At 72.3% G+C, this 26,898-nt stretch carries 23 protein-coding genes, 1 tRNA gene and 1 riboswitch; of the genes, 12 read left to right on the forward strand and 12 right to left on the reverse strand.

Annotation, left to right across the window (positions count from 1 at the left end):
• The first annotated feature begins 18 nt into the window (after positions 1 to 18).
• From PSEJ31_RS0102745 to PSEJ31_RS15590, 3 genes are all read left to right on the forward strand, one after another.
• Positions 19 to 1,215 carry a DUF418 domain-containing protein gene (locus tag PSEJ31_RS0102745; protein ID WP_037034286.1) on the forward strand — a complete coding sequence of 399 codons (1,197 nt, stop codon included), beginning with the start codon at positions 19 to 21 and terminating at the stop codon, positions 1,213 to 1,215.
• A gap of 117 nt (positions 1,216 to 1,332) precedes the next feature.
• The gene (locus tag PSEJ31_RS0102750) at positions 1,333 to 2,838 is read left to right on the forward strand and encodes an alanine/glycine:cation symporter family protein (protein ID WP_028914581.1); all 1,506 of its coding nucleotides are present in this window, start codon (positions 1,333 to 1,335) and stop codon (positions 2,836 to 2,838) included.
• Entirely contained in the window at positions 2,838 to 3,746 is a 909-nt protein-coding gene (locus PSEJ31_RS15590; protein WP_037034288.1) for an RNA methyltransferase, read from the forward strand. The genes PSEJ31_RS0102750 and PSEJ31_RS15590 overlap by 1 nt, the downstream gene beginning before the upstream one ends.
• Positions 3,747 to 3,768: 22 nt before the next feature.
• Here the strand turns inward: PSEJ31_RS15590 and PSEJ31_RS0102760 are convergent, their stop codons facing one another.
• From PSEJ31_RS0102760 to PSEJ31_RS0102780, 5 genes are all read right to left on the reverse strand, one after another.
• Complete coding sequence (locus PSEJ31_RS0102760) at positions 3,769 to 5,769, reverse strand: glycoside hydrolase family 97 protein (protein WP_028914582.1); 2,001 nt, start codon at positions 5,767 to 5,769, stop codon at positions 3,769 to 3,771.
• 160 nt (positions 5,770 to 5,929) lie between these two features.
• Entirely contained in the window at positions 5,930 to 7,330 is a 1,401-nt protein-coding gene (locus PSEJ31_RS0102765) for a M28 family peptidase (RefSeq protein ID WP_028914583.1), read from the reverse strand.
• 91 nt (positions 7,331 to 7,421) lie between these two features.
• Positions 7,422 to 7,847, reverse strand: a complete 426-nt coding sequence (gene mscL / locus PSEJ31_RS0102770) for a large-conductance mechanosensitive channel protein MscL (RefSeq protein ID WP_028914584.1) — start codon at positions 7,845 to 7,847, stop codon at positions 7,422 to 7,424.
• A 75-nt stretch (positions 7,848 to 7,922) separates the two neighbouring features.
• The gene (locus tag PSEJ31_RS0102775; RefSeq protein WP_037034290.1) at positions 7,923 to 8,639 is read right to left on the reverse strand and encodes a fumarylacetoacetate hydrolase family protein; all 717 of its coding nucleotides are present in this window, start codon (positions 8,637 to 8,639) and stop codon (positions 7,923 to 7,925) included.
• A gap of 54 nt (positions 8,640 to 8,693) precedes the next feature.
• Positions 8,694 to 8,969 carry a hypothetical protein gene (locus PSEJ31_RS0102780; RefSeq protein WP_019398521.1) on the reverse strand — a complete coding sequence of 92 codons (276 nt, stop codon included), beginning with the start codon at positions 8,967 to 8,969 and terminating at the stop codon, positions 8,694 to 8,696.
• Positions 8,970 to 9,031: 62 nt separating this feature from the next.
• Here PSEJ31_RS0102780 and PSEJ31_RS0102785 point away from each other — a divergent pair, with 62 nt between their 5' ends.
• The gene (locus PSEJ31_RS0102785; RefSeq protein WP_019398520.1) at positions 9,032 to 9,373 is read left to right on the forward strand and encodes a Rieske (2Fe-2S) protein; all 342 of its coding nucleotides are present in this window, start codon (positions 9,032 to 9,034) and stop codon (positions 9,371 to 9,373) included.
• A 6-nt stretch (positions 9,374 to 9,379) separates the two neighbouring features.
• On the opposite strand, the gene PSEJ31_RS0102790 is transcribed toward PSEJ31_RS0102785, so the two are convergent.
• From PSEJ31_RS0102790 to thiS, 4 genes are all read right to left on the reverse strand, one after another.
• Positions 9,380 to 11,233, reverse strand: a complete 1,854-nt coding sequence (locus PSEJ31_RS0102790; RefSeq protein ID WP_019398519.1) for an SLC13 family permease — start codon at positions 11,231 to 11,233, stop codon at positions 9,380 to 9,382.
• Between the two features lie 87 nt (positions 11,234 to 11,320).
• Positions 11,321 to 12,085, reverse strand: a complete 765-nt coding sequence (trmB, locus tag PSEJ31_RS0102795; RefSeq protein WP_028914586.1) for a tRNA (guanosine(46)-N7)-methyltransferase TrmB — start codon at positions 12,083 to 12,085, stop codon at positions 11,321 to 11,323.
• A gap of 2 nt (positions 12,086 to 12,087) precedes the next feature.
• Entirely contained in the window at positions 12,088 to 12,882 is a 795-nt protein-coding gene (locus tag PSEJ31_RS0102800; protein WP_019398517.1) for a thiazole synthase, read from the reverse strand.
• A gap of 54 nt (positions 12,883 to 12,936) precedes the next feature.
• On the reverse strand, positions 12,937 to 13,137 hold the full coding sequence (gene thiS / locus PSEJ31_RS0102805) for a sulfur carrier protein ThiS (RefSeq protein WP_019398516.1): 201 nt from the start codon (positions 13,135 to 13,137) through the stop codon (positions 12,937 to 12,939).
• Between the two features lie 140 nt (positions 13,138 to 13,277).
• On the opposite strand from thiS, the gene PSEJ31_RS0102810 reads away from it, so the two are divergent.
• From PSEJ31_RS0102810 to PSEJ31_RS15595, 5 genes are all read left to right on the forward strand, one after another.
• Complete coding sequence (locus tag PSEJ31_RS0102810) at positions 13,278 to 15,074, forward strand: autotransporter domain-containing esterase (protein WP_028914587.1); 1,797 nt, start codon at positions 13,278 to 13,280, stop codon at positions 15,072 to 15,074.
• 64 nt (positions 15,075 to 15,138) lie between these two features.
• A tRNA-Gly gene (locus PSEJ31_RS0102815) sits at positions 15,139 to 15,212 on the forward strand.
• A gap of 74 nt (positions 15,213 to 15,286) precedes the next feature.
• Positions 15,287 to 16,174, forward strand: coding sequence for a 30S ribosomal protein S6--L-glutamate ligase (gene rimK / locus PSEJ31_RS0102820; RefSeq protein ID WP_019398514.1), 888 nt, complete (start codon positions 15,287 to 15,289; stop codon positions 16,172 to 16,174).
• Positions 16,175 to 16,725: 551 nt separating this feature from the next.
• Positions 16,726 to 17,409 (forward strand): response regulator transcription factor, encoded by a 684-nt coding sequence (locus PSEJ31_RS0102825; RefSeq protein WP_019398513.1) that lies wholly within the window; start codon positions 16,726 to 16,728, stop codon positions 17,407 to 17,409.
• On the forward strand, positions 17,366 to 18,775 hold the full coding sequence (locus PSEJ31_RS15595; protein WP_051403623.1) for a HAMP domain-containing sensor histidine kinase: 1,410 nt from the start codon (positions 17,366 to 17,368) through the stop codon (positions 18,773 to 18,775). Before PSEJ31_RS0102825 ends, PSEJ31_RS15595 begins: the two co-directional genes overlap by 44 nt.
• On the opposite strand, the gene PSEJ31_RS16285 is transcribed toward PSEJ31_RS15595, so the two are convergent.
• Together PSEJ31_RS16285 and metF are read right to left on the reverse strand one after the other, a co-directional pair.
• Positions 18,772 to 19,557, reverse strand: a complete 786-nt coding sequence (locus tag PSEJ31_RS16285) for a hypothetical protein (RefSeq protein WP_028914588.1) — start codon at positions 19,555 to 19,557, stop codon at positions 18,772 to 18,774. The genes PSEJ31_RS15595 and PSEJ31_RS16285 overlap by 4 nt on opposite strands.
• Positions 19,558 to 19,605: 48 nt before the next feature.
• Positions 19,606 to 20,430, reverse strand: a complete 825-nt coding sequence (gene metF, locus PSEJ31_RS0102840; RefSeq protein WP_028914589.1) for a methylenetetrahydrofolate reductase [NAD(P)H] — start codon at positions 20,428 to 20,430, stop codon at positions 19,606 to 19,608.
• A gap of 203 nt (positions 20,431 to 20,633) precedes the next feature.
• Between metF and PSEJ31_RS0102845 the strand changes: the two genes are divergently transcribed.
• Entirely contained in the window at positions 20,634 to 21,191 is a 558-nt protein-coding gene (locus PSEJ31_RS0102845; protein WP_028914590.1) for a DUF3228 family protein, read from the forward strand.
• Between the two features lie 139 nt (positions 21,192 to 21,330).
• Positions 21,331 to 22,023, forward strand: a complete 693-nt coding sequence (locus PSEJ31_RS0102850; RefSeq protein WP_028914591.1) for a hypothetical protein — start codon at positions 21,331 to 21,333, stop codon at positions 22,021 to 22,023.
• A 64-nt stretch (positions 22,024 to 22,087) separates the two neighbouring features.
• Here the strand turns inward: PSEJ31_RS0102850 and ahcY are convergent, their stop codons facing one another.
• Positions 22,088 to 23,533: an adenosylhomocysteinase gene (ahcY, locus tag PSEJ31_RS0102855; protein ID WP_019398507.1), complete on the reverse strand. Its 1,446-nt coding sequence runs from the start codon at positions 23,531 to 23,533 to the stop codon at positions 22,088 to 22,090.
• A gap of 31 nt (positions 23,534 to 23,564) precedes the next feature.
• Positions 23,565 to 23,680, reverse strand: a riboswitch (S-adenosyl-L-homocysteine riboswitch).
• A gap of 245 nt (positions 23,681 to 23,925) precedes the next feature.
• On the opposite strand from ahcY, the gene ppc reads away from it, so the two are divergent.
• Positions 23,926 to 26,640, forward strand: coding sequence for a phosphoenolpyruvate carboxylase (gene ppc, locus PSEJ31_RS0102860; protein WP_026010501.1), 2,715 nt, complete (start codon positions 23,926 to 23,928; stop codon positions 26,638 to 26,640).
• Positions 26,641 to 26,898 lie beyond the last annotated feature (258 nt).

A 26,898-nucleotide genomic window follows, 5' to 3' on the forward strand; every position in this document is an offset into this window, starting at 1 on the left:
CCGGTGGAGGGGAACGGCATGGCAGGGAGCGGCGGCGCGCGCCTGGAGAACCTCGATGCCCTGCGGGGCTTCGCCCTGTTCGGGCTGTTCATGGTGCACATGCCGGAACTGTTCGAGCTGTACTGGCTGGCGCCGGTGACCGACCCGTTCCAGCTGGCGGTGCACGACGCGGTGTGGCTGGTGTTCGCCGGCAAGGCCTTCGCCCTGATGGCGCTGTGCTTCGGCACCAGCTTCTTCATCCTGATGCAGGCCGGGGAACGCCGCGGCCGGGACTTCAGCCTCCGCTTCGCGTGGCGGCTGTTGCTGTTGGCCGCGATGGGCCTGCTGCACGGGCTGTGGTACCGCGGCGACATCCTCGAGGTGCTGGCGGTGATGGGCCTGTTCCTGCTGCCGTTCCACCGCGTCCGGTCCAACCGCGTGCTGCTGGCGCTGGCGGCGGTGCTGCTGCTGCAGCCGCTGATGCTGGTGCAGATCGCGGCCGGGCTGGCCGGCGCGGAATGGGCCAACCGCGCGCCGGCCTACTGGAGCGACGCGATCAATCCGCTGTACGCCAGCGGCAGCCTGTGGGACACGGTGCGGATCAACGTGGTGGAGGGACACGCCCAGAAATGGGCTTTCATGCACGGCTCCGGCCGGCTGAGCCAGATCCTGGGGTTGTCGCTGGCCGGCATGGTGCTGGGACGGATCGGCTTCTTCGCCCGGCCGCAGGCATTCGCGCGCCTGCGCATGGCCGGCCTGCTGCTGGCCCTGGCCGCGGCCGCGGTCCTGTACTTCGCCCGCGAACCGCTGGCGGCGCTGGTGCCGGCCAGCGATGCGATGTTCATGCCGCGCGCGCTGGCCGGCAGCCTGCTTGGCAGCCTGTTCGACCTGGCGGTGATGGCGGTGCTGCTGTTCGGCTTCCTGGTGCTGTACCACGGACCGGCGCAGCCGGTGCTGCGGTTGCTGGCGCCGGCCGGGCGCATGACCCTGAGCCTGTACGTGGGCCAGTCGCTGCTGTTCGTGCCGGTGTTCTACGGCTACGGCCTGGGCCTGCACGCCAGCATGACCCAGCTGCAGGCCGTGCTCTGGGGCCTGGCCGCGTTCGCCGCGCAGCTGGCGTTCGCCCACCTGTGGTTCCGCCATTTCCTGTACGGACCGCTGGAATGGCTGTGGCGCGCGGGCACCTGGACCACCCTGCGGGTGCCGTTCCGCCGCGTGCAGGGCGCACCGGCCTGAGCGGCGCCCGTGCCGGAAGGCACTGCGCGGCGGGGCGGGTTGCGGTTATCTTTCCTTCACCTTGCGGCGCGCGCCGCCCCTTCCCCTTTCCGTTCCGACGGCCGGAGACCCTGACCCGTGGAAGCTTTTCTTGCCTGGATTAACGGCATCATCTGGAGCAATGCGCTGATCGCGCTGTGCCTGGGTGCCGGCCTGTGGTTCACCTTCCGCACCCGCGTGATGCAGGTGCGCGGATTCGCCGAGATGTGCCGGCTGACCGTCACCGGGCAGAAGTCCGACGCCGGCGTCTCCTCGTTCCAGGCCCTGGCCATCTCCATGGCCGGGCGCATGGGCATCGGCAACATCGCCGGCGTGGCCACCGCCATCGCCTACGGCGGCCCGGGCGCGGTGTTCTGGATGTGGGTGATGGGCTTCCTCGGCGCCTCGACCTCGTACGTCGAGTCCAGCCTGGCCCAGATCTACAAGGAAAAGGACGCCGAGGGCCGCTACCGCGGCGGCCCGGCGTACTACATCGAGAAGGCGATGGGCCTGAAGTGGTACGCGGTGGCGTTCGCCGTGGCCACCGTGGTCGCCACCGGCCTGCTGCTGCCGGGCGTGCAGGCCAACGCCATCGCCGACAGCGCCAGCAACGTGCTGTGCGGCGGCGGCGCGGCGTTCTGCGAGGCCAGCGGCGGCGCCAGCATGCTCAAGCTGTGGATCGGCCTGGGCGTGGCCACCCTGCTGGGCCTGATCATCTTCGGCGGCATCAAGCGCATCGCCGCCTTCGCCGAGCTGGTGGTGCCGTTCATGGCCCTGGCCTTCATCCTGATGGCGATCGTGGTGATGATCCTCAACGCGCACAAGGTGCCGGGCATGTTCGCCGACATCTTCTCCAGCGCGTTCGGCGCGCACGCGGCGTTCGGCGCGATCATCGGCCAGGCCATCGCCTGGGGCGTCAAGCGCGGCGTGTACGCCAACGAGGCCGGCCAGGGCACCGGCCCGCACGCGGCCGCGGCCGCCGAGGTCTCGCACCCGGCCAAGCAGGGCTACGTGCAGGCCTTCGCGATCTACTTCGACACCATGCTGGTGTGCACCTCCACCGCGTTCCTGCTGCTGTCCACCGGCATGTACAACACCTTCCGCGTGGTGATGGAGGACGGCAAGGAGACGCTGCAGGCCATCGTCAGCGGCGTGCCGGGCGTGGCACCCTCCGAGGGCGCGCAGTTCACCCAGGCGGCGGTGGAGTCGGTGCTGCCGGGCTGGGGCTCGGCGTTCGTGGCGCTGGCGTTGTTCTTCTTCGCCTTCACCACGATCATGGCCTATTACTACATGGCCGAGACCAACCTCACCTACCTGGCCGGCGTGCGCAAGACGCACCCGCTGGCGACCCTGCTGCTGCGCCTGGGCATCATCGCCATGGTGGTGTTCGGTGCCTACCACAACGCCGCCACCGCCTGGACCCTGGGCGACATCGGCGTGGGCCTGATGGCCTGGCTCAACATCATCGCCATCCTGATCCTGCAGAAGCCGGCGCTGCTGGCACTGCAGGACTACGAGCGGCAGAAGAAGCTTGGCGTCGAGCCCGTGTTCGACCCGGAGGCGCTGGGCATCCGCAATGCCGGCTTCTGGTCCAGGAAGGACTGATGGGCAATCCCTGGGACCGCGGCCCGCGCCCACCGCGCAAGGGGCCGCCGCGCCGCGAGGGCGATGCGCGGCCGGCGCCGGCCGGGCGCCCGGAGCGTGGCGCGGTTCCCGCCGCGGCGGGCTGGCCGCAGGCACGGGAGCCCGACGCGGCCGCGGCGCCGGCGCCGCGGCCGGCGCGCCGCGAGGAAGTACGGCTGTACGGGCTCAACGCGGTGCAGGCGGTGTTCGAACGCCGGCCGCAGGCGATCCGCAAGCTGTACCTGCTGCAGTCGCGGGTGCACGCGCTGCGCCCGCTGCTGGCCTGGTGCGTGCAGAACCGCGTCGGTTACCGCGTGGTCGAGGCGGAGGACCTGGACCGGCTGGCCGCCAGCTCCCACCACGAAGGCGTGGTCGCCGACGTGCTGCGCACCGCGCCGCTGGCGCTGGATGACTGGCTCGCCGCCCTGGCGCCCGGCGCCCCGGCGCTGGCGCTGTGGCTGGACGGGGTGGGCAATCCGCACAATTTCGGCGCGATCCTGCGCTCGGCCGCGCACTTCGGCGCGGCGGTGCTGCTGCCGGAGCGTTCGACCCTGGCCCTGTCCGGCGCCGCCGCGCGGGTGGCCGAGGGCGGTGCCGAGGCGGTGCCCCTGGTGCGCCTGCCGGACAACGATGCGGCGTTGGCGCGCCTGCATGCGGCCGGCTTCGCTTCGGCCGCCACCGTGGTGCGCGACGGCGAGGACCTGTTCGCGCTGCAGCCGCCGGCGCGCCTGGTCTACGTGATGGGCGCCGAGGGCGAGGGCATGGACCCGGGCCTGGCCGGTGCCTGCATGCACCGCGTGTCGATTCCCGGCACCGGTGCGGTGGAAAGCCTCAACGTCGCCGCGGCCACCGCGGTGTTCCTCGCGCACTGGGCCGCGACCCGGTGCTGAGCGCGCCCGGGATCGCCGCGCTTCAGTCGGACGCGGCGATCCGCAGCGGCACCGCCTGCAGGTGCAGCACCGCGCCGCCGCCGGCCGCCAGTTCCAGGCGGATGCGACGGTGGTCGGCATCGATGCGCCGTTGCTCGCGGACCACGTCGGTGGGCGTGGCGCCGTCGCGCCACAGGGTCAGGGTGTAGTCCGCCGCCGGCAGGAAGCCCAGGTCCAGCTCCACGCTGCGTGCCTGGTTGGCCATCGCGCCGATGTACCAGTCGCGGCCCGCGCGGCGCGCGGTCGCGATGTGGCTGCCGATCGCCCCGTCCAGCACCCGGGTTTCGTCCCAGCTGGCCGGCACGCGCGCGATGAATTCGGCGCCGGGGGCGTCGACGTACGCGTCCGGGCTGTCGGCGACCATCTGCAGCGGGCTGTCGTAGACCACGTACATCGCCAGCTGGTGCGCGCGCGTGCCCATCACCTGCGGCCCCTTGAACGAGATCCGGAACTGCTCCGGCGTGGCGTTGCGGAACCCGCCCGGGGTGTAGTCCATCGGCCCCAGCAGCATGCGGGTGAACGGCAGGGTCAGGTTGTGCTCCGGGGTGATGCGCCGGCTCCACTTGTTGTACTCGGCGCCGAGCACGCCTTCCTGGGTCAGGAACTGCGGCCAGGTGCGGTGCAGGCCGGTGGGGTGGTAGGCGCCGTGCAGGTTGAGCATCAGCCGGTGCCGGGCCGAGGCGCGCATCATCTCGTGGAAGAAGGCGACCATCTGCTGGTCGTCGCGCTCCATGAAGTCGACCTTGACGCCCTTGACGCCGAGCCTGGCGTAGTGCGCGAACACCTGGTCCAGGCGCGGCTGCAGCGACTTCCAGTGCGCCCACAGCCAGATGCCGACGCCGCGCTGGCGGGCGTAGCCGATCAGTCCCTCCAGGTCCAGGCCGGGCACCGGCCGGGTGATGTCGGCCCTGGGGTTGTACCGGCCGTCGCCGCTGCTGCCGACGTACCAGCCATCGTCGATCAGCATGTATTCCAGGCCCAGCGCCGCGGCGTGGTCGATGTAGCGGCGGATGGTGGCCGTGTTCATGCCCGGCTCCGGCACGTCCGGGGCCAGGCCGCCGGACCACCAGTCCCAGGCCGACTTGCCTGGGCGGATCCACGAGGTGTCGGCGATCGGCGTGGGCGGATTGAGCCGGGCCACCAGGTCCGACTCCACCAGTGCGCCGGGGCTGTCGCCCAGCATCAGCACCCGCCAGGGCGTGGGATGGCCGCCGGCGTCCACCTCGCCGCGCGGCAGCCGCACGGCCACGCCGGGTTCGTCCAGGCGCGGCGACAGCCTGGCCTCCACGCCCGGGCGGCCATCGCCGCGGCCGGCCAGGTACAGGCCGGCATAGCGGTCCAGGTCGGCCTCGGCGATGGCGAAGGTGGTGCTGCCCTCGCCGGTGGCGCACACCAGCGGCAGGCCAAGCAGGTGGTGGGGGCGGATGCGCGAGGCGGCGACCGGGTCGAACTCCCCTTCGTGGCTGGTGCCGAAGCGGCCGAGGTTGAGCGCGTGGCAGGCGAAGTCGCGCGGGAACAGGAAGCCGGTCAGTTCCCCGTCCACCACCAGGTCGCCGCGCGCCGGGCGCGGCAGGCGGTAGCGCAGGGCGACGCCGTCGTCATAGGCGCGCAGCACCAGGCCCAGGATGCGACCGTCCGTGGTGGCCAGTTCGACTTCCAGCTGGCGGTAATGGTCGCGTCCTTCGCGCGACTTGCCCGCCACCAGTTCGTAGGGCTCGTCGGCCTCGCTGGCGCGGCTGCCGGCCAGGCGCAGGCCCTGGGCGATGGGTTCGCCGCCGCCCAGGCGCACGCCCAGCGGCGAGGGCGCGATCACCGCCTGGCCGTCGCGCGCCACCGACCATAGCGGGGCGCCGTCGGCATCCAGCTCGAAAGTGACGCTGTTGCGGCCGTCGGGCGACTGCAGCTGCAGCGGCGCGGATGCCTGGGCGTGGGCCGCAGGCAGGCCCAGCAGGAGGACGAGTACGGTTCGCAGCATGGCTGGCATTCGGCGGCTCCCTTCCTGGTGCAGGGGAGCGTACCCGCTGCCGCGGCTGGCGTCCGGCATGGACCGGTGAGGATCCGGAATACCTGCGCACCCGGCGCGCAGGCATGGCCCGCCGGGGCGGACTGCCTCCGCGGCGGTGCGCCGCGGAGGCCTTGCGCGATCAGTTCGCCGGCCGCGGGGTGGCGCCCGGCTTGCTGCCGAAGTCGCCTTCGGCCTCGGCCGCCAGCCAGGCGAATACCGCCCAGGCGGCGACGTTCTGCTTCAGCGCCTCCGGGTCGATCTTGTCGAGGGTGTCGTCGGCGGTGTGGTGCAGGTGGAAGTAGTCGCTGCCGTCCTGGGCCAGCCAGGCCCAGGTCACGCCCTTGGCCGACAGCGGGATGATGTCCGGGCCGGGACTGCCCTGGCCGGGCGCGTGCTCGATGCCCAGCGGCGCCAGCGCCTGTGCGATCTGGCGGGTGGCGGCCTGCGCATGCTCCGGCGCGCCGGTGTTGAAGGCGTAGATGCGGCCGGCGCCGAAGTCGCTCTCGGCGGCCAGCTGGTGCACCGCGATCTCGCCGGCATGCCTGTCCGCGTAGGCCCTGCCGCCGACCAGGCCTTGTTCCTCGTTGGCGTAGGCGACCACGCGGATGCTGCGCGCCGGGCGCCGCGGCATCTGCTTGATCAGGCGTGCGGCGGCCATGGTGATGCCGATGCCGGCGGCATCGTCCACCGCGCCGGTGCCCAGGTCCCAGGAATCCAGGTGCGCGCCCAGCAGCACCACTTCCCTGGGCTTGCTGCGGCCGGTGATCTCGCCGATCACGTTCTGCGAGGTGTATTCGCCGTCCCAGCCGCAATCCAGCGACAGCCGCACCTTGACCGGGCCGCGCGCGGCCAGGCGCGCCAGCTGGTCGGCGTCGGGGATGCTCAGCGCGGCCGAGGGCACCGGGGCAAGGCCCTCGTCGAAGTGGGTGATGCCGGTATGCGGCACGCGGTGGCTGTCGGTGCCGGCCGAGCGCATCAGGAAGCCGATCGCGCCCCTGCGGATCGCCAGCGACGGGCCGCGCGAACGGATCGCGCCGCCGGGGCCGTAGCCGCTGCCGTCGCGCGCGGCGGGCATCTGGTAGTCGACGAAGGCGATGCGCCCGGCCAGCGAGCCCTCCGGCGCCGCTTCCAGCGCCGCCAGGTCGGGGAAGCGCACGATCTCGGCCTCGACCGTGCCGCCCGGGCTGCCGCCCAGGGCGGTGACCGCCAGCGGCTGCGCGTTGGCGCCGACCACCGCGGCGCTTTCGCTGCGACGCTCCCACTTCGGGAAGGTCACCGGCTCGGTCCACACCTTGTCGAAGCCCAGCTCGCGGAACTTGGCCGCCGCCCAGGCCACGGCGCGGGCGTCGGCCTCGCTGCCGGCGATGCGCGGGCCAATCTCGGTGGTCAGCGACTCGGTGACCTTCCAGGCGGTGTCGTCGGCCAGGGCCCGCTCGCGCAGGCCCGCGGCCTGTTCGAGGGCCCGGTCGGGGATGCGGGTTTCGGCGGCGACGGCCGCCAGCGGGACCAGCAGGGCGGCGGCAAGCAGGGCAAGGCGCATTGCGGCGAGGCTCCGGCGTTGGGAAAAGCCGAGCCTAGCAAGCCCCGCCGGGCCGCTCCCGTGCGCTTGGTCACGGGAGCGGCGGGTCCGCTCAGCGCTGTTGCAGCGAATCGCGGATCTGGCGCAGCAGCAGCACTTCCTCGCTCGGCTCCGGCGGCGCGGCCGGGGCTTCCTCTTCCTGCTTGCGGCGACGGGCCAGGCGGTTGACGCCCTTGACCAGCATGAAGATGGCGAAGGCCACGATCAGGAACTGGATGACGGTGTTGAGGAACTCGCCATAGCCGATCACCACCGCCGGGATCTCGCTGCCGTCGGCGGCCACGCGCGCCGGCGCGAGGGTCCAGGCCAGGTCGGAGAAGTCGACGTTGCCGATCAGCCAGCCCAGCGGCGGCATGATGACCTTGTCCACCAGCGCGGTGACGATCTTGCCGAAGGCGCCGCCGATCACCACGCCCACGGCGAGGTCGATGACGTTGCCGCGCATGGCGAATTCCTTGAACTCGCTGATCATGCCCATCTCGTTCTCCTTCTCTGTCTACGGGTGCCCGCGGCACGGGCGCGAAGCGTAACCCGCGCCGGGCGCGGGCGGCGATCAGGCGGCGACGCGGCCGTGCAGGGTGGCGATGCCGTCCAGGCTGGCGGCGAAGGCGTCACCGGGCTGCAGCGCGGCCACTCCGGCCGGGGTGCCCATGAACACCAGGTCGCCGGCGCGCAAGGCATACAGCTTCGACAGCTCGTGCAGGATCTCCGGCACGTCCCAGATCAGGTCCGACAGCGGCGCGCGCTGGCGCACCTGGCCATTGACCTGCAGCTCCAGCACGCGCCCGTCCAGGGTTCCGGCTTCGGCCGCCGGCAGCAGTTCGCCCACCGGCGCGGAATGGTCGAAGCCCTTGGCGGTGTCCCAGGGCAGGCCCTTGGCCTTGGCCGCGGCCTGCAGGTCGCGGCGGGTCAGGTCCAGGCCGACGGTGTAACCGAACACCAGCGCCTGCGCCTGTTCCACCGGCAGCACCCCGGCCGGGGCGTCGCGGCCGATCGCCACCACCAGCTCGACCTCGTGGTGCAGGTCGGCGGTGGCCGGCGGGTAGGGCACCACGCCGTCGGTGACCACCGCATCGGCCGGCTTCATGAAGAACACCGGGGTGCCGCGCTCGGCCTTGCTGCCCGGCACCGCGACGCCCATCTCGCGGGCGTGGTCGGCGAAGTTGCGGCCCACGCAATAGATCCGGCGTACCGGGAAGCGGCCGCCGCCGCGCACGGCCAGGCGCGGCACGGGGGGCGCGGGGATGACGTCTTGGTTATCGGCGCTCATGGGCGGCCCGCTGGCTGGAGGGCCGCACAGTCTAGCCGGGGCGGCAGGCCCGGGTCAGCGGGGCAGGGCCTGGCGGCGCAGCACGCGGTACTCGCCGTCCATCACCGGGCGTGCGCCCGGGCGCGCGCTGCCGCGCCCGCGCAGCAGCTTCCAGGCCAGGCCGGCGGCCAGCATGGCCGCACCCACGAACACGCTGAAGAACACCAGCAGCGCCAGCAGGGCCACGCCGACCACGCCCAGGGCCACGCGCAGCAGCGGGTGCCGCGGCTTGCGGGGCTGGAACAGGTCGCGCAGGCGCGCACTGTCGAAGCGGAAGGAGCGTTGGTGCATTTCGGTGCCGTGCCAGAATGGCGGTGGCCGGCAGTATCGGCGCGATGCCCACGCGAGGTGTGATGAATCCGTTAAACCAGGAACCCCTGCTCAGCCTGGACGCCCTGCCCGACGGCGCCCTGGCCGAGGCCCAGGCCGTGATCGACGGCGAGTCCGAGTCGCTGGTGGTGTACCGCAGCGGCGAGGCCGTGCGCGCCTGGCTCAACGTCTGCCCGCATGCCGGCCGGCGCCTGGACTGGGCCCCCGGACAGTTCCTGAAGAGCCGCGAGGGCCAGCTGGTGTGCGCCGCGCATGGCGCCGCGTTCGAGCTGGAGCGGGGTGGCTGCGTGGCCGGGCCGTGCCGCGGCGACCGCCTGCGGCCGGTGGCGGTGGAAGTGCGCGACGGCCAGGTGTGGCTGGCCTGAACCGGCTCAGCGGCCCCAGAACATCAGGTTGACCACGGTCACCGCGATCGCCGAGTACAGCAGCGACAACGGTCCGCCCACGCGCCACAGCTGGCGCGAGGTGTAGCCGGCCGGGCCGGTGATCATCGAGATCACCGGGTTGGAGGCGGTCATGAAGTTGTTGGAGGCCGACAGCGCGGTGACCAGGGCGAACGCGGTCGGGTCGCCGCCCACCGCCAGCGCCAGGTTGATCGCGATCGGCACCATCACGATGGTCGCGCCGACGTGGCTGATCACCAGCGAGAAGCCGGTGGTCAGCAGCGCCACCGCGATCTGCAGCACCCAGGGCGGGGTGCCCTCCGGCAGCCGGTCCAGGGTGTTGCCCGCCACCCACGCCGCCGCGCCGCTGCTGTCCATGGCCCAGCCCAGCGGGATCAGGCAGGCGGTGAGGAACACGGTCTTCCAGTTGATGGCGGCGTAGGCCTCGTCCATCTTCAGCACGCCGGCCAGCAGCATGCCGGCCACGCCGGTCATCAGGATCAGCGACACCGGCAGGCGCGCGAACAGCGCCACCAGGATGGTGAAGGCGAAGATCGCCATGGCGATCTTGAACTTGTGCGGGCGCTGCTCGCCCTTGGGGTAGTCGGTGACCACGGCGAAGTCGCGGCTGCGCGCCGCCTGGGCCAGGTCCTGCCAGAAGCTGTGGAACACCAGCATGTCGCCGGCGCGCAGCGGCACCGAGCGCACGTCTTCGCGGATCACCTGCTTGTCGCGGTTGATCGCCAGCAGGCTGATGCCCAGGCGCTGGCGCAGGCGCATCTCGCGCGCGGTCTTGCCGATGAAGGTCGAGGTCGGCGGCACCACCGCCTCGGAGATGCCGGCGCGCGCCGGGTTGAACAGGTCGCCGAGGTTGCGCAGGCGCGAGGACATGCGCAGGAAATGGTTCTGGGCGAAGTCGGCCACCTGCTGGCGGCGGCCCATCACCCCCAGCACGCTGCCGACCCAGATGCGCATGTCCGCCGGCGGCGCCAGGCGGGTGTCGTTGCCGGTCTTCAGCGCCAGCAGCACCGGCGCGTCGTGCAGGTTCTCGGCCTCGCCCAGGGTCATGCCCACCAGCGGGCTGTCGGCGGTCACCGCCAGTTCGTAGACGTCGCCGTCCAGGCCGTAGGTGCGGGCGAAGTAGCCCTCGGTGCTGGAGGGCGTGGCGTTCTCGCCGCCGGTTTCCTCCTCGGCCAGCTTGCGGTTGCCGTAGAAGCGGAAGTACAGCAGCGAGCCCACCAGCAGGGCCAGGCCCACCGGCGCCGGGGCGAACATCGACAGCGGTTCCAGCGTGGCCATGCCCGAGGGCAGGTTGTTGTTGGCCGAGACCAGCAGGTCGTTGAGCAGGATCAGCGGCGAGTTGCCGACCATGGTCAGCGCCGCGCCCATCACGATCGCCGCGGCGAGCGGCAGCAGCAGCCGCGACAGCGCCATCCCGGTGCGGGTGGACAGGCGCGAGGCCACCGGCAGGTACAGCGCCATCACCGACGGGTTCTGCATGAACGAGGAATTGAGGCCGGCGATGGCGGTGGTCATCAGCATCAGCCGCTGCTCGATGCCGTGGCCGCGCCGCAGCAGCCAGCCGGCCAGGCGGTTGAGCGCGCCGGTGCGGTCCAGGCCCGCGCCCAGCACCATCGTGGCCATGATGCTGATCACCGCGTTGCCGGAGAAGCCGCTGAAGATCTCCTCCGGCGCCACCAGGCCGGTCACGCCCAGCACCACCAGCACCACCAGCGCGACCAGGTCGGCGCGGATCCGGTCGAACACGAACATCGCCATGGTGAAGGCCACCAGGCCCAGCACCAGGCGCATGTCGTTGGTCAGGGTCAGGCCGGATTCCATGGCGTCCCCGTGCTCAGCGCCGGCCCGTGGCGGGACGGCGGCCGTGGCCGCATGCCAGGTGCACGACGGCGGCCACGGCCAGGTGCCTCATCCTGCGACGGGCTCCGGCGAGGGGGCGTCGGTGCGGTCGTACAGCAGGTCCCACACGCCGTGGCCCAGCGTCAGGCCGCGGCGCTCGAAGTGGGTCTGCGGCCGCCATTCCGGGCGCGGCACGTGGCCGCGCGGGCCGGCGCGGTTGGCCAGCCCGGGGGTCGCCTCGAGCACGTCCCACATGTGCTCGGCGTAAGGCTCCCAGTCGGTGGCCAGGTGCAGGCGGCCGCCGATGCGCAGCTTGCGCACCAGCAGCGCGGCGAACTCCGGCTGCACCAGGCGGCGCTTGTTGTGCCGCTTCTTGTGCCACGGATCGGGGAAGTAGATCCGGATCTCGTCCAGGGCGCCGTCGGCGACCTCGTTGCGCAGCACCTCCACCGCGTCGTGGTGGTAGACCTTGACGTGGTCGCTGCCGTCGGCGGCCAGGGCGTTGAGCAGGCGGCCCACGCCGGGGGCGTGCACCTCCAGGCCGATGTAGTCGCGCGAAGGGTCCTGCTGCGCGGCGAAGCGCAGCGCCTCGCCGTTGCCGAAGCCGATCTCCATCACCTTCGGCGCGGCGCGGCCGAACAGGGCGTCGTAGTCGCGCACCTGGCCGGTGTAGTCGATGCCGAAGCGCGGCCAGGCCTCGTCGAACGCGCGTTGCTGCGCCGGCGTGAACCGGCCCTGGCGCAGGACGAAGCTGCGGATCTCGCGCCGGCCCTCGCTGGCGGTGTAGGGCTTGGGCGGGGCCTTGGCGCCCTCGCTGGTGAACGGGTCGGTCATCGTCAGCCGATCAGTCCGTCCACGGGGGAGGAAGCGCTGGCGTAGCGCTTGCGCGGGATGCGCCCGGCCAGGAAGGCCTCGCGCCCGGCCTGCACCGCCTTGCGCATGGCGCTGGCCATCAGCACCGGGTCCTTGGCCCCGGCGATGGCGGTGTTCATCAGCACGCCGTCGCAGCCCAGCTCCATGGCGATGGCCGCGTCCGAGGCGGTGCCCACGCCGGCGTCGACCAGCACCGGCACCTTGGCGTTCTCGATGATCTCCAGCAGGGTGTAGCGGTTCTGTATGCCCAGGCCCGAGCCGATCGGCGCGGCCAGCGGCATCACCGCCACGCAGCCGATTTGCTCCAGCTGGCGGGCCAGGATCGGGTCGTCGGAGGTGTAGACCATCACGTCGAAGCCGTCGGCCACCAGCAGCTCGGCCGCCTTGAGGGTCTGCACCACGTCCGGGTACAGGGTCTTCTGGTCGCCCAGCACCTCGAGCTTGACCAGGTTGTGGCCGTCCAGCAGCTCGCGCGCCAGCCGGCAGGTGCGCACCGCGTCCTCGGCGGTGTAGCAGCCGGCGGTGTTGGGCAGGATCGTGTACTTCTCCGGCGGCAGCACGTCGAGCAGGTTGGGCTCGCCCGGGTTCTGGCCGATGTTGGTGCGGCGGATGGCGACGGTGACGATCTGCGCGCCGGCGGCCTCGGTGGCGCGGCGGGTCTCGTCCAGGTCCTTGAACTTGCCGGTGCCGGTCAGCAGGCGCGAATGGAAGGTCCGGCCGGCGATGACCAGCGGATCGGAAGCGGGAACGTTGTTCATCGGCCGATTATGGCCCGCGGCGCGTGCAGGCGGAACCGGCGCGGCGCTTCCTGCTCAGCCGCCGCCCAGGGCATGGACCACTTCGACCCGGTCGCCCTCGGCCAGCACGTGGGTGGCATGGCTGCCGCGCGGCACGATTTCCCCGTTGACCTCGACCGCGACCCGGCGCCCGGCCAGGCCCTCGGCTTCCAGCAGCGATGCGATGGTGGTTGCGGCCGCGAGGCTGCGCGGCTCTCCGTTCAGCACGATGTCCATGGCCGCGATTGTCGCATCCCGCGGCGCCTGCCGCAGCGCAGCGTGGAGCCGGCGCGCGCATCGCCGATCATTGCGGCAACCGTTTCGGTTCCAACCAACCATCGCCGGCCCGCTGATGCCCGGCACCACAGGAGTTCCGCATGTCCCAGTTCCGTCCCCTGCGCAAGCTGCTGCCGCTGGCCCTGGCCCTGGCGGCCGCCCCGGCGATGGCCGGGGAATACAGCCGCACCGTGTTCTTCGGCGACAGCCTGACCGACTCCGGCCACTTCCGCGGCCTGGTCCCGCCGGAGGCGCGGGCGTTCGCCGGCAAGTTCACCACCAACCCGGCCCTGGTCTGGTCCGAGCAGCTGGCCCAGCACTACGGCACCAACGCCAGCCCGGCGGTGGACGGCGGCGACAACTACGCCCAGGGTGGCTCGCGGGCCGCTGTTCCCAACGCCCCGGCCGACAGCACCCTCAGCCAGGTCCAGGCCTACCTGGGCGCCAATGGCGGCCGCGCCGACGGCTCGGCGCTGTACACGGTGTGGACCGGCGCCAACGACATCTTCGCCATCAGCGACGGCGCCCCGGTCGATGCCACCATCGCCGCCGCGGTGGGCGGCACCGTGCAGGCGGTGGGCGCGCTGGACGCGGCCGGTGCCCGCTACATCCTGGTCCCGAACCTGCCCGACATCGGCATCACCCCCAGCGCCATCGCCGCCGGCCCCGTGGCCCAGGCCACGCTCACCGCGCTGTCGGCCGGCTACAACGAGGCGCTGTACGGCGCCCTGGGCCAGGCCGGCTACAAGGTGATCCCGCTGGATACCTTCAACCTGCTGCGGGAGATCGCCGCCAGCCCCGCGACCTACGGGCTGGCGAACGTCACCGGCGTGGCCTGCCTGCCGCCGGGCAGCAGCTCGCTGGCCTGCAACCCGACCAGCTACGCCAGCCCGGACGCCGGCACCACCTACCTGTTCGCCGACGGCGTGCATCCCACCGGCGCGGCCCACGCGATGCTGGCCGACTACGCCGTCTCGGTGCTGGAAGGCCCGCGCCTGGTGGCGATCCTGCCGCACGCGGCGACGGTGACCGGGCGCAGCCGCGCCGACCAGGTGGCCCTGCACGTGGACGGCCGCCCGGCCGCGGCCGGGGTGCGCTGGTGGGGCGGCCTGCGCGCCGACCACCAGCGCTACGACCACGGCAAGCTGTACGACGGCATGGCCCCGGCGGCGCTGTTCGGGGTGGACTGGTCCAACGGCAACGGCCTGGTCGCCGGCGGCTTCGCCGGCTACGGGCGCATGGACGCCGACTTCGGCCGCAACCGTGGCGGTTTCACCCAGGACGAGACCACCCTCGGCGGCTTCGTCGGCTGGTACGGCCAGCGCGCCTGGGTGAACGCGCAGGCCAGCTACACCTACCTGGACCTGGACGTGGACCGCGACGTGCGCATCGGCCCGGCGCTGCGCCGCCACTCCGGCTCGACCGAGGGCCATGCCAGTGCCGTGGGCGTGTCCGGCGGCTTCCAGTTCGGCGAGGGCGCGCTGCGCCACGGCCCGGTGGCCTCGCTGCTGTGGCAGAAGATCGACCTGGACGGCTGGACCGAGGGCAACACCTCCTCCAGCGCCCTGGTCCTGCCGGACCAGTCGCGCGACTCGCTGGTCGGCAGCCTGGGCTGGCAGCTGAGCTACGACACCGGCGACTTCACCCCGTACCTGCGCGCGACCTGGGATCGCGAGTTCGAGGACGCGCCGGCGCGGGCCACCGCGCGGCTGCAGACCATGCCGGGCGTGGAGTTCGCAGTGCCGGGCCTGGACATCGACGACAGCTACGGCACGGTGGTGCTGGGCGCGCGCTTCAACCTGTTCGGGCTGAAGGCCGACCTCGGCGCGCGCGGCACCCTGGACCGCGCCGGCGGCACCGACGCCGGCCTGTTCCTGGGCCTGGCCGGCGGCTTCTGAGCCGGCGCCGTGGTGGGCACGGGCGTTGCGCCCGTGCCCCGCGGCCGCATAGACTTCCGGCCGTGCGGGAGTAGTTCAATGGTAGAACTGCAGCTTCCCAAGCTGCTAACGCGGGTTCGATTCCCGTCTCCCGCTCCATATCCCGCAAGACGCCGCGCGAGCCGCGGCGTCTTGCGTTTCCGGGCCATGCACGCGGACCGCGCGAGATCGAGATGAAGCTGGCGATCCTTTCCCGCAACGGCTCGCTGTACTCGACCCGGCGCCTGGTCGAGGCCGCGCGCGGCCGCGGCCACAGCGTGCGCGTGCTGGACCCGCTGCGCTGCTACATGCGCATCGCCCCGGGCGACTTCGCCATGCGCTACAAGGGCAAGCCGGTGTCCGGCTACGATGCGGTGATCCCGCGCATCGGCACTTCGGTCACCCGCTACGCCACCGCGGTGCTGCGCCAGTTCGAGCTGATGGGCAGCTGGACCCCCAATCCCTCCGACGCGATCCTGCGCGCGCGCGACAAGCTGCGCGCGCACCAGTTGCTGGCCGCGCAGGGCATCGGCCTGCCGACCACGGTGTTCGGCGACAACCCCGACGACACCGACGACCTGCTCTCGCTGCTGGGCCCGCCGCCGCACGTGGTCAAGCTCAACGAGGGCGCCCAGGGCGCGGGGGTGGTGCTGACCGAGAAGGCCTCGGCCTCGCGCGCCACGGTCGAGGCCCTGCGCGGGCTGTACGCCAACTTCCTGGTGCAGGAGTTCGTGGCCGAGGCCGCGGGCGCCGACCTGCGCTGCTTCGTGGTCGGCGACCGCGTGGTGGCGGCGATGCGCCGCCAGGCGGCCGAGGGCGAGTTCCGCTCCAACCTGCACCGCGGCGGCCAGGCCAGCCCGGCCGAGGCCAGCGCCCGCGAGCAGGAGGTGGCGGTGCGCTCGGCCCGGGCCCTGGGCCTGGAGGTGGCGGGGGTGGACCTGGTCGCTTCCAGCCGCGGCCCGCTGGTGCTGGAGGTCAATTCGACCCCGGGCCTGGAGGGCATCGAGAGCGCCTGCGGGGTGGACGTGGCCGGGGCCATCATCGACCACGTCGCCCAACGCGTGAGTCTTTTGGATCAATAACTTATGCAAGACCCGGGCGGCGGCCAGGGGGCTTTAACACCCCTTTAATCGCCCCGTCCGTAGTCTCGCCCGGACCGCAGGCTCCATCGTCCCCGGCGGGTTGCCGCCCGCCGGTGTCCAGGGACTACGGTAATCGGGGCACTACTTCGGCCCAGGCGGTCAGGCCTGGGCCTTTTTGTAGGTCCGGGGCCCGGATTGCCGCCCCACTCGGCGCAGGGGCAGAATCGGACGGCGCGGAACCCCGCCTGCCCACCGCGCAAGCGGACCTTCCCGACCGGAGCACCCTGATGCGCAAGCCGCTGCCGCTTCCACCGACCGCCATGGGGCCCGCCGCCGGGCCGGCGGCCTGGACGGCGCGTTCCGCCCCGGCCCGCGTAAACGCCATGCTCACCCGCAAACGCGAGGATGGTCGCCTGGCGTGCCGCCGCCTCCCGGCCGGCCGCTGGCGCGCCGCCAACCGCGTGGCCGCGGCCGCGCGGCCGCGCGCGCAGAACCCGATGCGCTCCCGCCCGACCATGGCGCGAGCCGCCCAGCCAACGACAGGATCCTAAGTGCGCATACTCGTCATCGAAGACAACAGCGACATCGCCGCCAACCTCGGCGACTACCTCGAGGACCGCGGCCACACCGTGGATTTCGCCGCCGACGGCGTGACCGGCCTGCACCTGGCCGTGGTCCACGACTTCGACGCCATCGTGCTCGACCTGAACCTGCCGGGCATGGACGGCATCGAGGTCTGCCGCAAGCTGCGCAACGAGGCGCGCAAGCAGACCCCGGTGCTGATGCTGACCGCCCGCGACAGCCTGGAGAACAAGCTCGCCGGGTTCGATTCCGGAGCGGACGACTACCTGATCAAGCCGTTCGCGCTGCAGGAGGTGGAGGTGCGGCTCAACGCCCTGGCCCGGCGCGGCAAGGGCGTGCAGACCCGGATCCTCAACGTCGGCGACCTGGAGTACAACCTGGACACCCTGGAGGTGCGGCGCGAGGGCCGGCTGCTGCAGCTCAACCCCACCGCGCTGAAGATCCTGCAGGCGCTGATGGAGGCCTCGCCGGCGGTGGTCACGCGCCAGGAGCTGGAAACGCGCGTCTGGGGCGAGGAACTGCCCGATTCCGATTCCCTGCGGGTCCACATCCACGGGTTGAGGGCGGTGGTGGACAAGCCCTTCGCCACCCCCTACATCCAGACCCGCCATGGCATCGGTTACCGCATCGCAGCCCCCGAAGGTGGCAACTGAGCAGGCGCCGGCGGAACGGCCGCCCGGCCGCCGCCGGCCGCGCCGCTTCCGCAGGCGGCTGCGCACCCGCATCATCCTCTCGTTCCTGCTGCTGGGCACCGGCCTGACGGCACTGTTCGCGTTCCTCACCGACTACGCGCGCCAGCGCGTGGAGAACCAGCTGGTCGAGGACGTGATGAACCGCAACATCAACGAGTACGCGCGCCGGTTCTACATCGACCCGACCCGCAACCCGGACCTGCCGGTTCAGCAGATGTACGGGCGGGTGGTGCGGCGCCCGGACTTCGAGCAGCTGCGCCGCGACGAGCCGGACTGGTACGAGCTGCCGGACGGGATCCACAACATCGTCGGCCGCGACGAGGACGGCGAGCCGTTCGCGTACAAGCTGGCGGTGCGCAAGACCCCTGACGAGTGGTTCTTCCTGGCCTACGACATGACCCAGGCGCTGCGCGGCGAGGCCCAGCTCAAGCGCGCGCTGTTCGCCTCGCTGGTGCTGTTCAGCGCGCTGTCGTGGCTGATCGGCTGGTGGTCGGCGTCGCGGGTGATGCGCCCGGTGACCGAGCTGGCCGCGCGCCTGCGCGCCTACCGCGGCAGCAGCCAGCCGAAGAAGCTGGCGCCGCACTTCCCCGAGGACGAGGTCGGCCAGCTGGCCGAGGCGCTGGACGACTACGCCACCCGGCTGACCGAGGTGGTGCAGCGCGACCGCGAGTTCAACGCCGACGTCAGCCACGAGCTGCGCACCCCGCTGGCGGTGATCAAGGGTGCGGTGGAACTGCTGCTGTCGCGCCCGGACCTGGACGAGCGCACCCGCGCCCGGCTGCTGCGCATCCAACGCGCCGAGCAGCAGTGCAGCGACCTGATCGGCTCGCTGCTGCTGCTGTCGCGCAACGAGCGTGGCCAGGGCCGCAGCGACGTGGCCGTGGTCGCCGAGCAGCTGCTGGAATCGCACCGCGCGCAGCTGGGCGGCAAGTCGCTGGAGCTGCGCCTGGAAGGGCGTGAGGGCGAGCTGGTGGTGGAGGCGCCGGAGGCGGCGCTGTCGGTGGCGCTGGGCAACCTGATCGGCAACGCGGTCAAGTACACGCCTTCCGGCGAGGTGCGGGTGCGGCTGCTGCCGGGCGCGGTGCAGGTGGTCGACACCGGGCCCGGGCTCAGCAGCGAGGATGCGGCCGGCCTGTTCCGCCGCGGCTACCGCGGCACCCACGCCGGGCATTCGCAGGGCGCGGGCATCGGCCTGTCGATCGTCAGCCGGCTGTGCGAGCTGTACGGCTGGGAGGTCAGCGTCAGGCCGCGCGAGGACGGCCAGCACGGCGTGGTCGCGACCCTGGCCTTCGGCGGCCGCGGGGCGGCCGCGGTGCGCGCCGGCTAGAGCTTCAGCCACAGGCAGCCGAAGCGGCGCTGCAGGCCGAACACGGTCCGCGCCGGCGTCGCCGTGCCCGGCAAGGCCTGCTCCACGCGCAGGCCCACCGTGCGCGGCGCCGGTGGCGGCGCGGCGGTGGAGGCCAGCAGTACCGGCTCTGCCGCTGCCTGCGCCAGTGCTTCATCCGCACTGCCGCGCGCGCTGCCCGTGCCGCCGCCGTCCATGCGCATCCAGTCCGGCAGCCAGCGTGCGGCTTCCGGCGGCGCCGATCCGGACATGCCCGCAAGCTCCGGCACCGGCTCCCGTTCCGGTTCCGCCACCGCCGGCGGCGGCTCGCTGGCCGGCGCCGCGGACAGCACCGGGACGATGCCGAGCACCGGCCGCGCCGCGATCCGTTCCAGCCGATCCAGCACCCGTGCGGCCGCGCGCCCGGAGACGCCGACCCAGTCGTACAGGCTCGAGAGACGGTTGCCGTCGCGGGTGGCGAGGGCGCGGTTGAGCCGCCCGGCCAGCTGCGACGGGGTGCGCGGGCAGCCGCCGGGGGGCGGAGTCTGCCCCGCGCCGCCGGCGGGGCCGTCGGCCGGCGCATCCGGCGTGGACGGGGTCGGCGCCAGGAATTCTTCCGGCGCGGTCGGCACCGCACCCAGCTCGCTGCAGCGGCGGTCGGTGAACACGCTGCGTCCGGCCGGGTCGACGCAGCGCTTGATGCTGTCCTGCGCGAGTGCGGGTGCCGCCGCGGCGGCCAGCGCGGCAAGGGCAAGGCGGGGCAGGGGCGGCAGCCGGCAGGACATGCGCCCGAGCCTAGCGACGCCCCCCGTGCACGGGAGGCGAACGCCGGGTCAGGCCAGCCGCTGCAGCACGGTTTCGGTCGGCCGGGCCAGGTTGAGGGTGTAGAAGTGCAGGGCCGGAGCGCCGCCCGCGACCAGCCGCCGGCACAGGTCGGCGACCACGTCGGCCCCGAACTCGCGCACCGCCGCCAGGTCGTCGCCATAGGCCTGCATGCGCCGGGCGATCCAGCGCGGGATCTCCGCGCCGCAGGCCTCGGAGAAGCGCTTGAGCTGGGTGAAGTTCGAGATCGGCATGATCCCGGGCACGATCGGCACCTCCACGCCCAGCCGGCGCGCGTCGTCGACGAAGCGGAAGTAGGCGTCGGCGTTGTAGAAGTACTGGGTGATCGCGGCGTCGGCGCCGGCCTCGACCTTGGCCTTGAAGTGGCGCAGGTCGGCCAGCGCGTCCTCGGCCTGGGGATGGGTTTCCGGGTAGGCCGCCACCTCGATGCGGAAGTGGTCGCCGTGCTCGGCGCGGATCAGCTGCACCAGCTCGGCGGCGTAACGCAGGTCGCCGGGATGGCCCATGCCCGATGGCAGGTCGCCGCGCAGGGCGACGATGCGGCGGCAGCCGAGCTCGCGGTAGCGCCGCAGCAGTTCGCGGATCTCCTCGCGGCTGCCGCCCACGCAGGACACGTGCGGCGCAGCCTCGAACCCATGGTGCTGGTTGAGGTGGCGCACGGTGTCGGCGGTGTAGCTGAGGGTGGAGCCACCGGCGCCGAAGGTGCAGGAGACGTATTCGGGGCCCCAGGCCGCCAGGCGGCTGGCGGCGCGGTCCAGCTGCGCGCGCTGCTCGTCGGTCTTGGGCGGATAGAACTCGAAGCTGATCGGCGTCATCGCGGCATTTCCCGAGGGGCGCCGCAATCATATCTCTTTATCGCGATGGATGGGTAGAAGCCGTGATTGGTGATTGGTGATTGGTGATTCGTGATTGGTGATTCGTGATTGGAGGGCCGGGACCCCGGGGTTGGGGCGCAGGGGGATGCCTTGCTTTTTCGAATGACGAATGACGAATCACGAATCACAGCCCAAAATGGGCCATGCGCATCGTAATGACCCCCTTCGCCCGCACCCGCCTGTTCCCGCGCCAGCCGCGGGGCAACACCATCCGCGACTGCAGCGCCGAGGAGTTCGAGCGCTACCTCAACGAGCATCCGCCGCTGAAGGTGCTCGACGGCTACGCGCCGTTCTGCAAGCTGCACGTGCACCGCAACTGGACCAGCACCCGCTGCCTGACGGTGCCGATCACCGATGCCAACCGGCACCTGCTGCGCTCGGCCTACGAGGCGCGCACCCGCGAGGAGCTGCCGGTGCTGGTGCGGTGGTTCGAGGGGGTGGAGCCGCCGGTGGCCAACTACCTGATCCCGATCCTGTACAGCGCCGAGCAACTGGCGAAGGAAGGCAGCCCGATCGACGGCGACTGGGGCATCGTCGGCTGCCTGTACACCATGGAGCCGGAGGAAATCCCGATGGCGCCCATCACCATGATGCGCAACGCGCTGGGCGTGGAGGAGGGCGGCTCGGGCGTGCCGCTGGACCGCGAGGCCTACCGCCGCAGCGTGGAGTTCTGGGAAAACAACGCCAACTGGCGGCCCTGAACCGCCGCCGCCGCGGTCCGTGGCCCGGCCGGGCTTCAGGACCGGGCGGTCGCGGCCGATCTAGAGGTGCCAGCCCCGCGCGGGGGATGGTCCGGCGCGCCCGCTGCCGGCGCGAACCTGCCACTGCCGATCCGAGCGCATGAGCATCTTCCCGATCGTCATGATGACCGTCCTGGCCATCTGGGCCGCCTGCGCCACGGCGCTGGCGGTCATCGGCGCGCGCCGGCTGCGGCGCGAGCGCAGCGCGCACGGCCAGGCCCAGGACCGCATCGCCCGCTACCGCGCCGCGCTGCGCCGGACCGAGGAGAAGGCGCAGTCGCTGGCGCTGCAGCTGGAGGCCCTCCAGCGCGAGCACGCGGCCCTGCGCCGCGAGCTGGAGGAAAGCGAGGCCGAGCCGGAGGAACGGCCGGTGCCGACGGTGATGATCGACTGCCTGGACATCTCCGGCGAGATCGGCACCCTGTTCGAGCACGTGGCCCGGGTCGCGACCGCGATCCGCGACTACAGCGCCTACACCCGCGGCCACTACGGGCCGGAGCACAGCAAGGCGCGCTACGACCTGCTGTGGCTGTCCGACTGCCTGCACACCTTCGACCGGGTCGGCAAGGCCCTGGCCGCCGGCAGCCAGCGCTCGCTGTCGGCCGCCTGCCAGGAGCTGCTGCAGATGTACGACACCTACCTCACCGACAGCTCCGGCTACGACAGCCGCGACACCTTCCGCCGCCTGTCCGACCGGGTGCCGCTGACCGGCGTTTCCGAGGCGATCCGCTCGATCGTGATGAAGACGGCGGCCACGCCGGAGGAGATCGCCGCCGCCCAGCGCATGGTCTGAGCCGCGCGCAAACGGAAACGGGCGCCTCGCGGCGCCCGTTCCGTGTTCCGTCCCGGGGGACAGGTCAGTAGCGGTAGTGCTCCGGCTTGAACGGGCCGTCGACCGGCACGCCCAGGTAGTCGGCCTGGGCCTGGGTCAGCTTCGTCAGCCTGACCCCGATCTTCTCCAGGTGCAGGCGCGCCACTTCCTCGTCCAGCTTCTTCGGCAGGCGGTAGACCACCTTCTCGTACTTGTCCTTGTTCTGCCACAGGTCGATCTGCGCCAGGGTCTGGTTGGAGAAGCTGTTGGACATCACGAAGCTCGGGTGGCCGGTGGCGCAGCCCAGGTTCACCAGGCGGCCTTCGGCCAGCAGGAAGATGCTGTTGCCCGAGGGGAAGGTGTACTTGTCCACCTGCGGCTTGATGTTCAGGCGCACGGCGCCGGAGTTGTTCAGGCGGTCGACCTGGATCTCGTTGTCGAAGTGGCCGATGTTGCAGACGATGGCCTGGTCCTTCATCGCCTGCATGTGCTCGAGGGTGATGATGTCGCGGTTGCCGGTGGTGGTGACGTAGATGTCGGCCTTGCCCAGGGTGTCCTCGACGGTGGCGACCTCGAAGCCCTCCATCGCCGCCTGCAGCGCGCAGATCGGGTCGATCTCGGTGACGATCACGCGCGCGCCGTAGGCGCGCAGCGAATGCGCCGAGCCCTTGCCGACGTCGCCGTAGCCGCAGACCACGGCGACCTTGCCGGCCAGCATCACGTCCATCGCGCGCTTGAGGCCGTCGGCCAGCGATTCGCGGCAGCCGTAGAGGTTGTCGAACTTGCTCTTGGTGACCGAGTCGTTGACGTTGATCGCCGGCACCAGCAGCTTGCCGGCCTCGGCCAGCTGGTAGAGGCGGTGCACGCCGGTAGTGGTCTCCTCGGACACGCCCTTCCAGTCGGCGACCACGCGGGTCCAGTAGCCCGGGCGCTCCTGCGCGACGCGCTTGAGCAGGTCCTTGATCACCTGCTCCTCGTGCGAGGAGGAGGGCGAGTTGACCCAGCTGTCGTCGCCCTGCTCCAGCTCGTAGCCCTTGTGGATCAGCAGGGTGACGTCGCCGCCGTCGTCCACCACCAGCTGCGGGCCGGCGAGGGTGCCGTCGGGCAGGGTGAAGGTCAGTGCGTCCAGGGTGCAGTCCCAGTATTCCTCCAGGGTCTCGCCCTTCCAGGCGAACACCGGGGTGCCGGTGGCGGCGATCGCCGCCGCGGCGTGGTCCTGGGTGGAGAAGATGTTGCACGAGGCCCAGCGCACGTCGGCGCCGACGTCCTTCAGGGTCTCGATCAGCACCGCGGTCTGGATGGTCATGTGCAGCGAGCCGGTCACGCGCACGCCCTTCAGCGGCTGCGCGGCGGCGTACTTGCGGCGGATCGACATCAGGCCCGGCATCTCGTGCTCGGCGATGTCGATCTCCTTGCGGCCCCAGTCGGCCAGCGAGATGTCGGCGACGCGGTACGGGGCGGTGGCGGGGGAGGTCTGTGCTACGGCGTTCATTGCATGCTCCGGAGGAAAGGGGGAGTCCCCAGTGGTCCGGGCGCCGTTGTCGCGGAAGATGCGCGTCGAGCCTGGCCAAGTCCGGCCCGGCTGGCGGGCGGTGGCGGGAAACCCGCGCGATCCTTGGTCGCAGCGCCCCTCGACGGCGCCGGCGCATTATATCGGCGCATCCGGATCGGGGGATGAACCCGGCGCGGCAGGGGGCCGCATCCGGGCTTCGGCCAGCCGGGTCGCGCTCCGGCGCGGGGAGCCGCCCCGCGTGGCCTGCGACCGGGCCGGCCCCGATGCGCGGCACGGCGACGGTTTCCGATACGCCTGAAACTTTTGCGGCGCCGCACAACCCCCGGCTAAGCTGCCAGATCGCTGGTCAAAGCAGAGCCGTGCGCGTGCCGATGAACGCTCCCCGCAACCTCGAGTTTGCTCCACCGGATCTTCCCCTGCGCGACGACGTGCGCCGCCTCGGCGCGCTGGTCGGCGAGATGCTCGCCGAACAGGAGTCGCCGGCGTTCCTGGAGGAAGTGGAGCGGGTGCGCACCACGGCCATCGCCCGCCGCCAGAACGGCGGCGGCATGGCCTCGCTGTCGGCGCTGCTGGACGGCCTGGAGCCGGCCCATGCCCAAGCCCTGGTGCGCGCCTTCAGCACCTACTTCCAGGTGGTGAACATCGCCGAGCGCGTGCACCGCATCCGCCGCCGCCGCGACTACCAGCGCGCCGGCGGCGACAAGGCGCAGCCGGACAGCCTGCTCGATGCCCTGCGCCGCCTGCGCGCGGCCGGGGTGGAACCGACCGAGCTGCTGGAATGGCTGGAGCGGATCGACATCGAGCCGGTGTTCACCGCGCATCCGACCGAGGCGGTGCGGCGCGCGCTGCTGGAGAAGGAACAGATCATGGTGGCGGCGCTGATCGACGACCTCGACGGCAACCGCACCCCGGGCGAGCGCGCCGCCGACCTGGCGCGCTTCCGCATGGCCCTGACCTCGACCTGGCAGACCGCCGATTCCTCGCCGGTGCGCCCGACCGTGGACGACGAGCGCGAGCACGTCGGCTTCTACCTGACCGAGGTGCTGTACCGGATCATGCCGGTGTTCTACGAGACCCTGGAGCACGCGCTGGGCGATACCTTCGGCATCGCCACCGAGCTGCCGCGCCTGCTGCGCTTCGGTACCTGGGTCGGCGGCGACATGGACGGCAACCCGAACGTCGACGCCAACACCATCCGCAACACCCTCGACGCCCAGCGCCGCGCGATCCTGGGCAAGTACGCGGCCGAGCTGCAGCAGCTGGCCAGCGTGCTGACCCAGAGCACGGGCGTGGTCGGGGTGGACGCGGCGGTGCTGGAGCGGCTGGAGCAGTACCGCGCGCTGCTGCCGCAGGCGGCCGCCGCCAGCCGCCCGCGCCACGCCGACATGCCCTACCGCCTGCTGCTGGAGCTGATGCGCGCGCGCCTGCTGGCCACGCTGGAGGACCAGGCCAGCGGCTACGGTTCGCCGGAGGAGTTCGCCGCCGACCTGGACCTGGTCCGCAAGAGCCTGGAGCACAACCGCGGCGTGCACGCCGGCTGGTTCTCGGTGCGGCGCCTGGTGTGGCGCCTGCGTACCTTCGGCTTCCACCTGGCACGCCTGGACGTGCGCCAGGAATCGACCGTGCACGCGCGCGCCATCGCCGCCGCGCTCGGCGACGAACAATGGGAGAGCCGCGACCCGGTCGAGCAGGCGCGGATCCTGGCTGGGCATGCCGGCGCCGGCCAGCCGCTGCCGCAGGCCGGCGACGAGGGCAACCGGCGCCTGGACGCGGTGTTCGGCGCCCTGGTCGACGCCCGCCGCCGCCACGGGCCCGACGCGCTGGGCGCCTACATCATCAGCATGGCGCGCAGCCGCGCCGACGTGCTGGCGGTGCTGGCCCTGGCCCGCCGCGGCGGCCTGGTGGACGAGGCCGGCCGGGTGCCGCTGGACATCGCCCCGCTGTTCGAGACCGTGGACGACCTGCGCCACGGCCCGGCCACCCTGCGCGACCTGCTGGCCGACCCGGTGTACCGCGAACACCTGCAGGCGCGCGGCAACGTGCAGATGGTGATGCTGGGCTACTCGGACAGCGGCAAGGACGGCGGCATCGCCGCCTCGCGCTGGAGCCTGCAGCGCGCCCAGGTGGAGCTGCTGCAGGTGGCCGAGGAGCATGGCATCCGCCTGACCTTCTTCCACGGCCGCGGCGGCTCGCTCAGCCGCGGCGGCAGCAAGACCACCCGCGCGGTTGACGCCTCGCCGCGCGGCAGCGTCGACGGCCGCCTGCGCGTGACCGAGCAGGGCGAGGCCATCCACCGCAAGTTCGGCATCCGCGCCCTGGCCCTGCGCTCGCTGGAGCAGACCACCGGCGCGGTGCTGGTCTCCAGCATCCGCCCGCGCCCGCCGGAGCCGCGCGAGGCGCGCTGGCGCGAGGTGATGGATACCGTGGCCGAGGCCAGCAGCGTGGCCTACCGCGCCCTGGTCGGGGCGCCGCGGTTCATGGACTACTTCCGCAGTGCCACCCCGATCGACGTGATCGAGCGCATGACCCTCGGCTCGCGGCCCTCGCGCCGGCTGGGCGAGGACGCGGCCCTGTCCAACCTGCGCGCGATCCCGTGGGTGTTCGCCTGGAGCCAGGCGCGCGCGGTGATCCCCGGCTGGTTCGGCGTGGGCAGCGGCCTGCAGGCGGCGGTGGAGCGGCACGGCGAGGAGGTGCTGCGCGAAATGGCCGCCGACTGGCCGTTCTTCCGCACCTTCCTGGACGACATCTCCATGGTCCTGGCCAAGGGCGACATGGGCATCGCCGAGATGTTCTCGCGCCTGGCCGGGGATGAGCTGCACGCGCAGTTCTTCCCGCGCATCCGCGACGAGCACGCGCGCACCCGCGACTGGGTGCTCCGCCTGAACGGGCACGAGTTCCTGCTCCAGCATGACCAGCGCCTGGCCCTGTCGATCCGCCTGCGCAACCCGTACGTGGACCCGATCAGCGTGCTCCAGGCCGACCTGCTGCGGCGCTGGCGCACCAGCGGGCGCGAGGACGATGCCCTGCTGCGGGCGCTGGTGGCCAGCGTCAACGGCGTATCCCAGGGCGTGCAGAACACCGGCTGAGGCCGGCCCCCGCCCGGCGCGGCCGGGCCCGGGCGGCGGGGCTTGAAAGCGCCGCCGCCGTCCCCAGATTCCCGGCCGCGGCGGCGCCCACGGCCGGCCGCGGAAACACCGCTTCCACCGTCCCCCGTGTGTCTTCCGGGCCGACCGACGGTGCTGGCCGTGCGTCCCCTTGCGTTGCCCGTGGCCGCCCGGCCGCGGGCGTGGCCCGTGGCTTGCCGCCGGCGACCGCAACGAGGAGGAGCACGATGAACGTAGACG

This window comes from Pseudoxanthomonas sp. J31 (assembly GCF_000510725.1).
GTDB lineage: Bacteria > Pseudomonadota > Gammaproteobacteria > Xanthomonadales > Xanthomonadaceae > Pseudoxanthomonas.

What these genes read in the sequence shown, in the direction of transcription:
- PSEJ31_RS0102745 (WP_037034286.1), top strand. Translation starts at nt 19, where the DNA reads ATGGCAGGGAGCGGCGGCGCGCGCCTGGAGAACCTCGATGCCCTGCGG.
- PSEJ31_RS15590 (WP_037034288.1), top strand. Translation starts at nt 2,838, where the DNA reads ATGGGCAATCCCTGGGACCGCGGCCCGCGCCCACCGCGCAAGGGGCCG.
- PSEJ31_RS0102760 (WP_028914582.1), bottom strand. Translation starts at nt 5,769, where the DNA reads ATGCCAGCCATGCTGCGAACCGTACTCGTCCTCCTGCTGGGCCTGCCT.
- PSEJ31_RS0102765 (WP_028914583.1), bottom strand. Translation starts at nt 7,330, where the DNA reads ATGCGCCTTGCCCTGCTTGCCGCCGCCCTGCTGGTCCCGCTGGCGGCC.
- mscL (WP_028914584.1), bottom strand. Translation starts at nt 7,847, where the DNA reads ATGGGCATGATCAGCGAGTTCAAGGAATTCGCCATGCGCGGCAACGTC.
- PSEJ31_RS0102775 (WP_037034290.1), bottom strand. Translation starts at nt 8,639, where the DNA reads ATGAGCGCCGATAACCAAGACGTCATCCCCGCGCCCCCCGTGCCGCGC.
- PSEJ31_RS0102780 (WP_019398521.1), bottom strand. Translation starts at nt 8,969, where the DNA reads ATGCACCAACGCTCCTTCCGCTTCGACAGTGCGCGCCTGCGCGACCTG.
- PSEJ31_RS0102785 (WP_019398520.1), top strand. Translation starts at nt 9,032, where the DNA reads ATGAATCCGTTAAACCAGGAACCCCTGCTCAGCCTGGACGCCCTGCCC.
- PSEJ31_RS0102790 (WP_019398519.1), bottom strand. Translation starts at nt 11,233, where the DNA reads ATGGAATCCGGCCTGACCCTGACCAACGACATGCGCCTGGTGCTGGGC.
- trmB (WP_028914586.1), bottom strand. Translation starts at nt 12,085, where the DNA reads ATGACCGACCCGTTCACCAGCGAGGGCGCCAAGGCCCCGCCCAAGCCC.
- PSEJ31_RS0102800 (WP_019398517.1), bottom strand. Translation starts at nt 12,882, where the DNA reads ATGAACAACGTTCCCGCTTCCGATCCGCTGGTCATCGCCGGCCGGACC.
- thiS (WP_019398516.1), bottom strand. Translation starts at nt 13,137, where the DNA reads ATGGACATCGTGCTGAACGGAGAGCCGCGCAGCCTCGCGGCCGCAACC.
- PSEJ31_RS0102810 (WP_028914587.1), top strand. Translation starts at nt 13,278, where the DNA reads ATGTCCCAGTTCCGTCCCCTGCGCAAGCTGCTGCCGCTGGCCCTGGCC.
- rimK (WP_019398514.1), top strand. Translation starts at nt 15,287, where the DNA reads ATGAAGCTGGCGATCCTTTCCCGCAACGGCTCGCTGTACTCGACCCGG.
- PSEJ31_RS15595 (WP_051403623.1), top strand. Translation starts at nt 17,366, where the DNA reads ATGGCATCGGTTACCGCATCGCAGCCCCCGAAGGTGGCAACTGAGCAG.
- PSEJ31_RS16285 (WP_028914588.1), bottom strand. Translation starts at nt 19,557, where the DNA reads ATGTCCTGCCGGCTGCCGCCCCTGCCCCGCCTTGCCCTTGCCGCGCTG.
- metF (WP_028914589.1), bottom strand. Translation starts at nt 20,430, where the DNA reads ATGACGCCGATCAGCTTCGAGTTCTATCCGCCCAAGACCGACGAGCAG.
- PSEJ31_RS0102845 (WP_028914590.1), top strand. Translation starts at nt 20,634, where the DNA reads ATGCGCATCGTAATGACCCCCTTCGCCCGCACCCGCCTGTTCCCGCGC.
- PSEJ31_RS0102850 (WP_028914591.1), top strand. Translation starts at nt 21,331, where the DNA reads ATGAGCATCTTCCCGATCGTCATGATGACCGTCCTGGCCATCTGGGCC.
- ahcY (WP_019398507.1), bottom strand. Translation starts at nt 23,533, where the DNA reads ATGAACGCCGTAGCACAGACCTCCCCCGCCACCGCCCCGTACCGCGTC.
- ppc (WP_026010501.1), top strand. Translation starts at nt 23,926, where the DNA reads ATGAACGCTCCCCGCAACCTCGAGTTTGCTCCACCGGATCTTCCCCTG.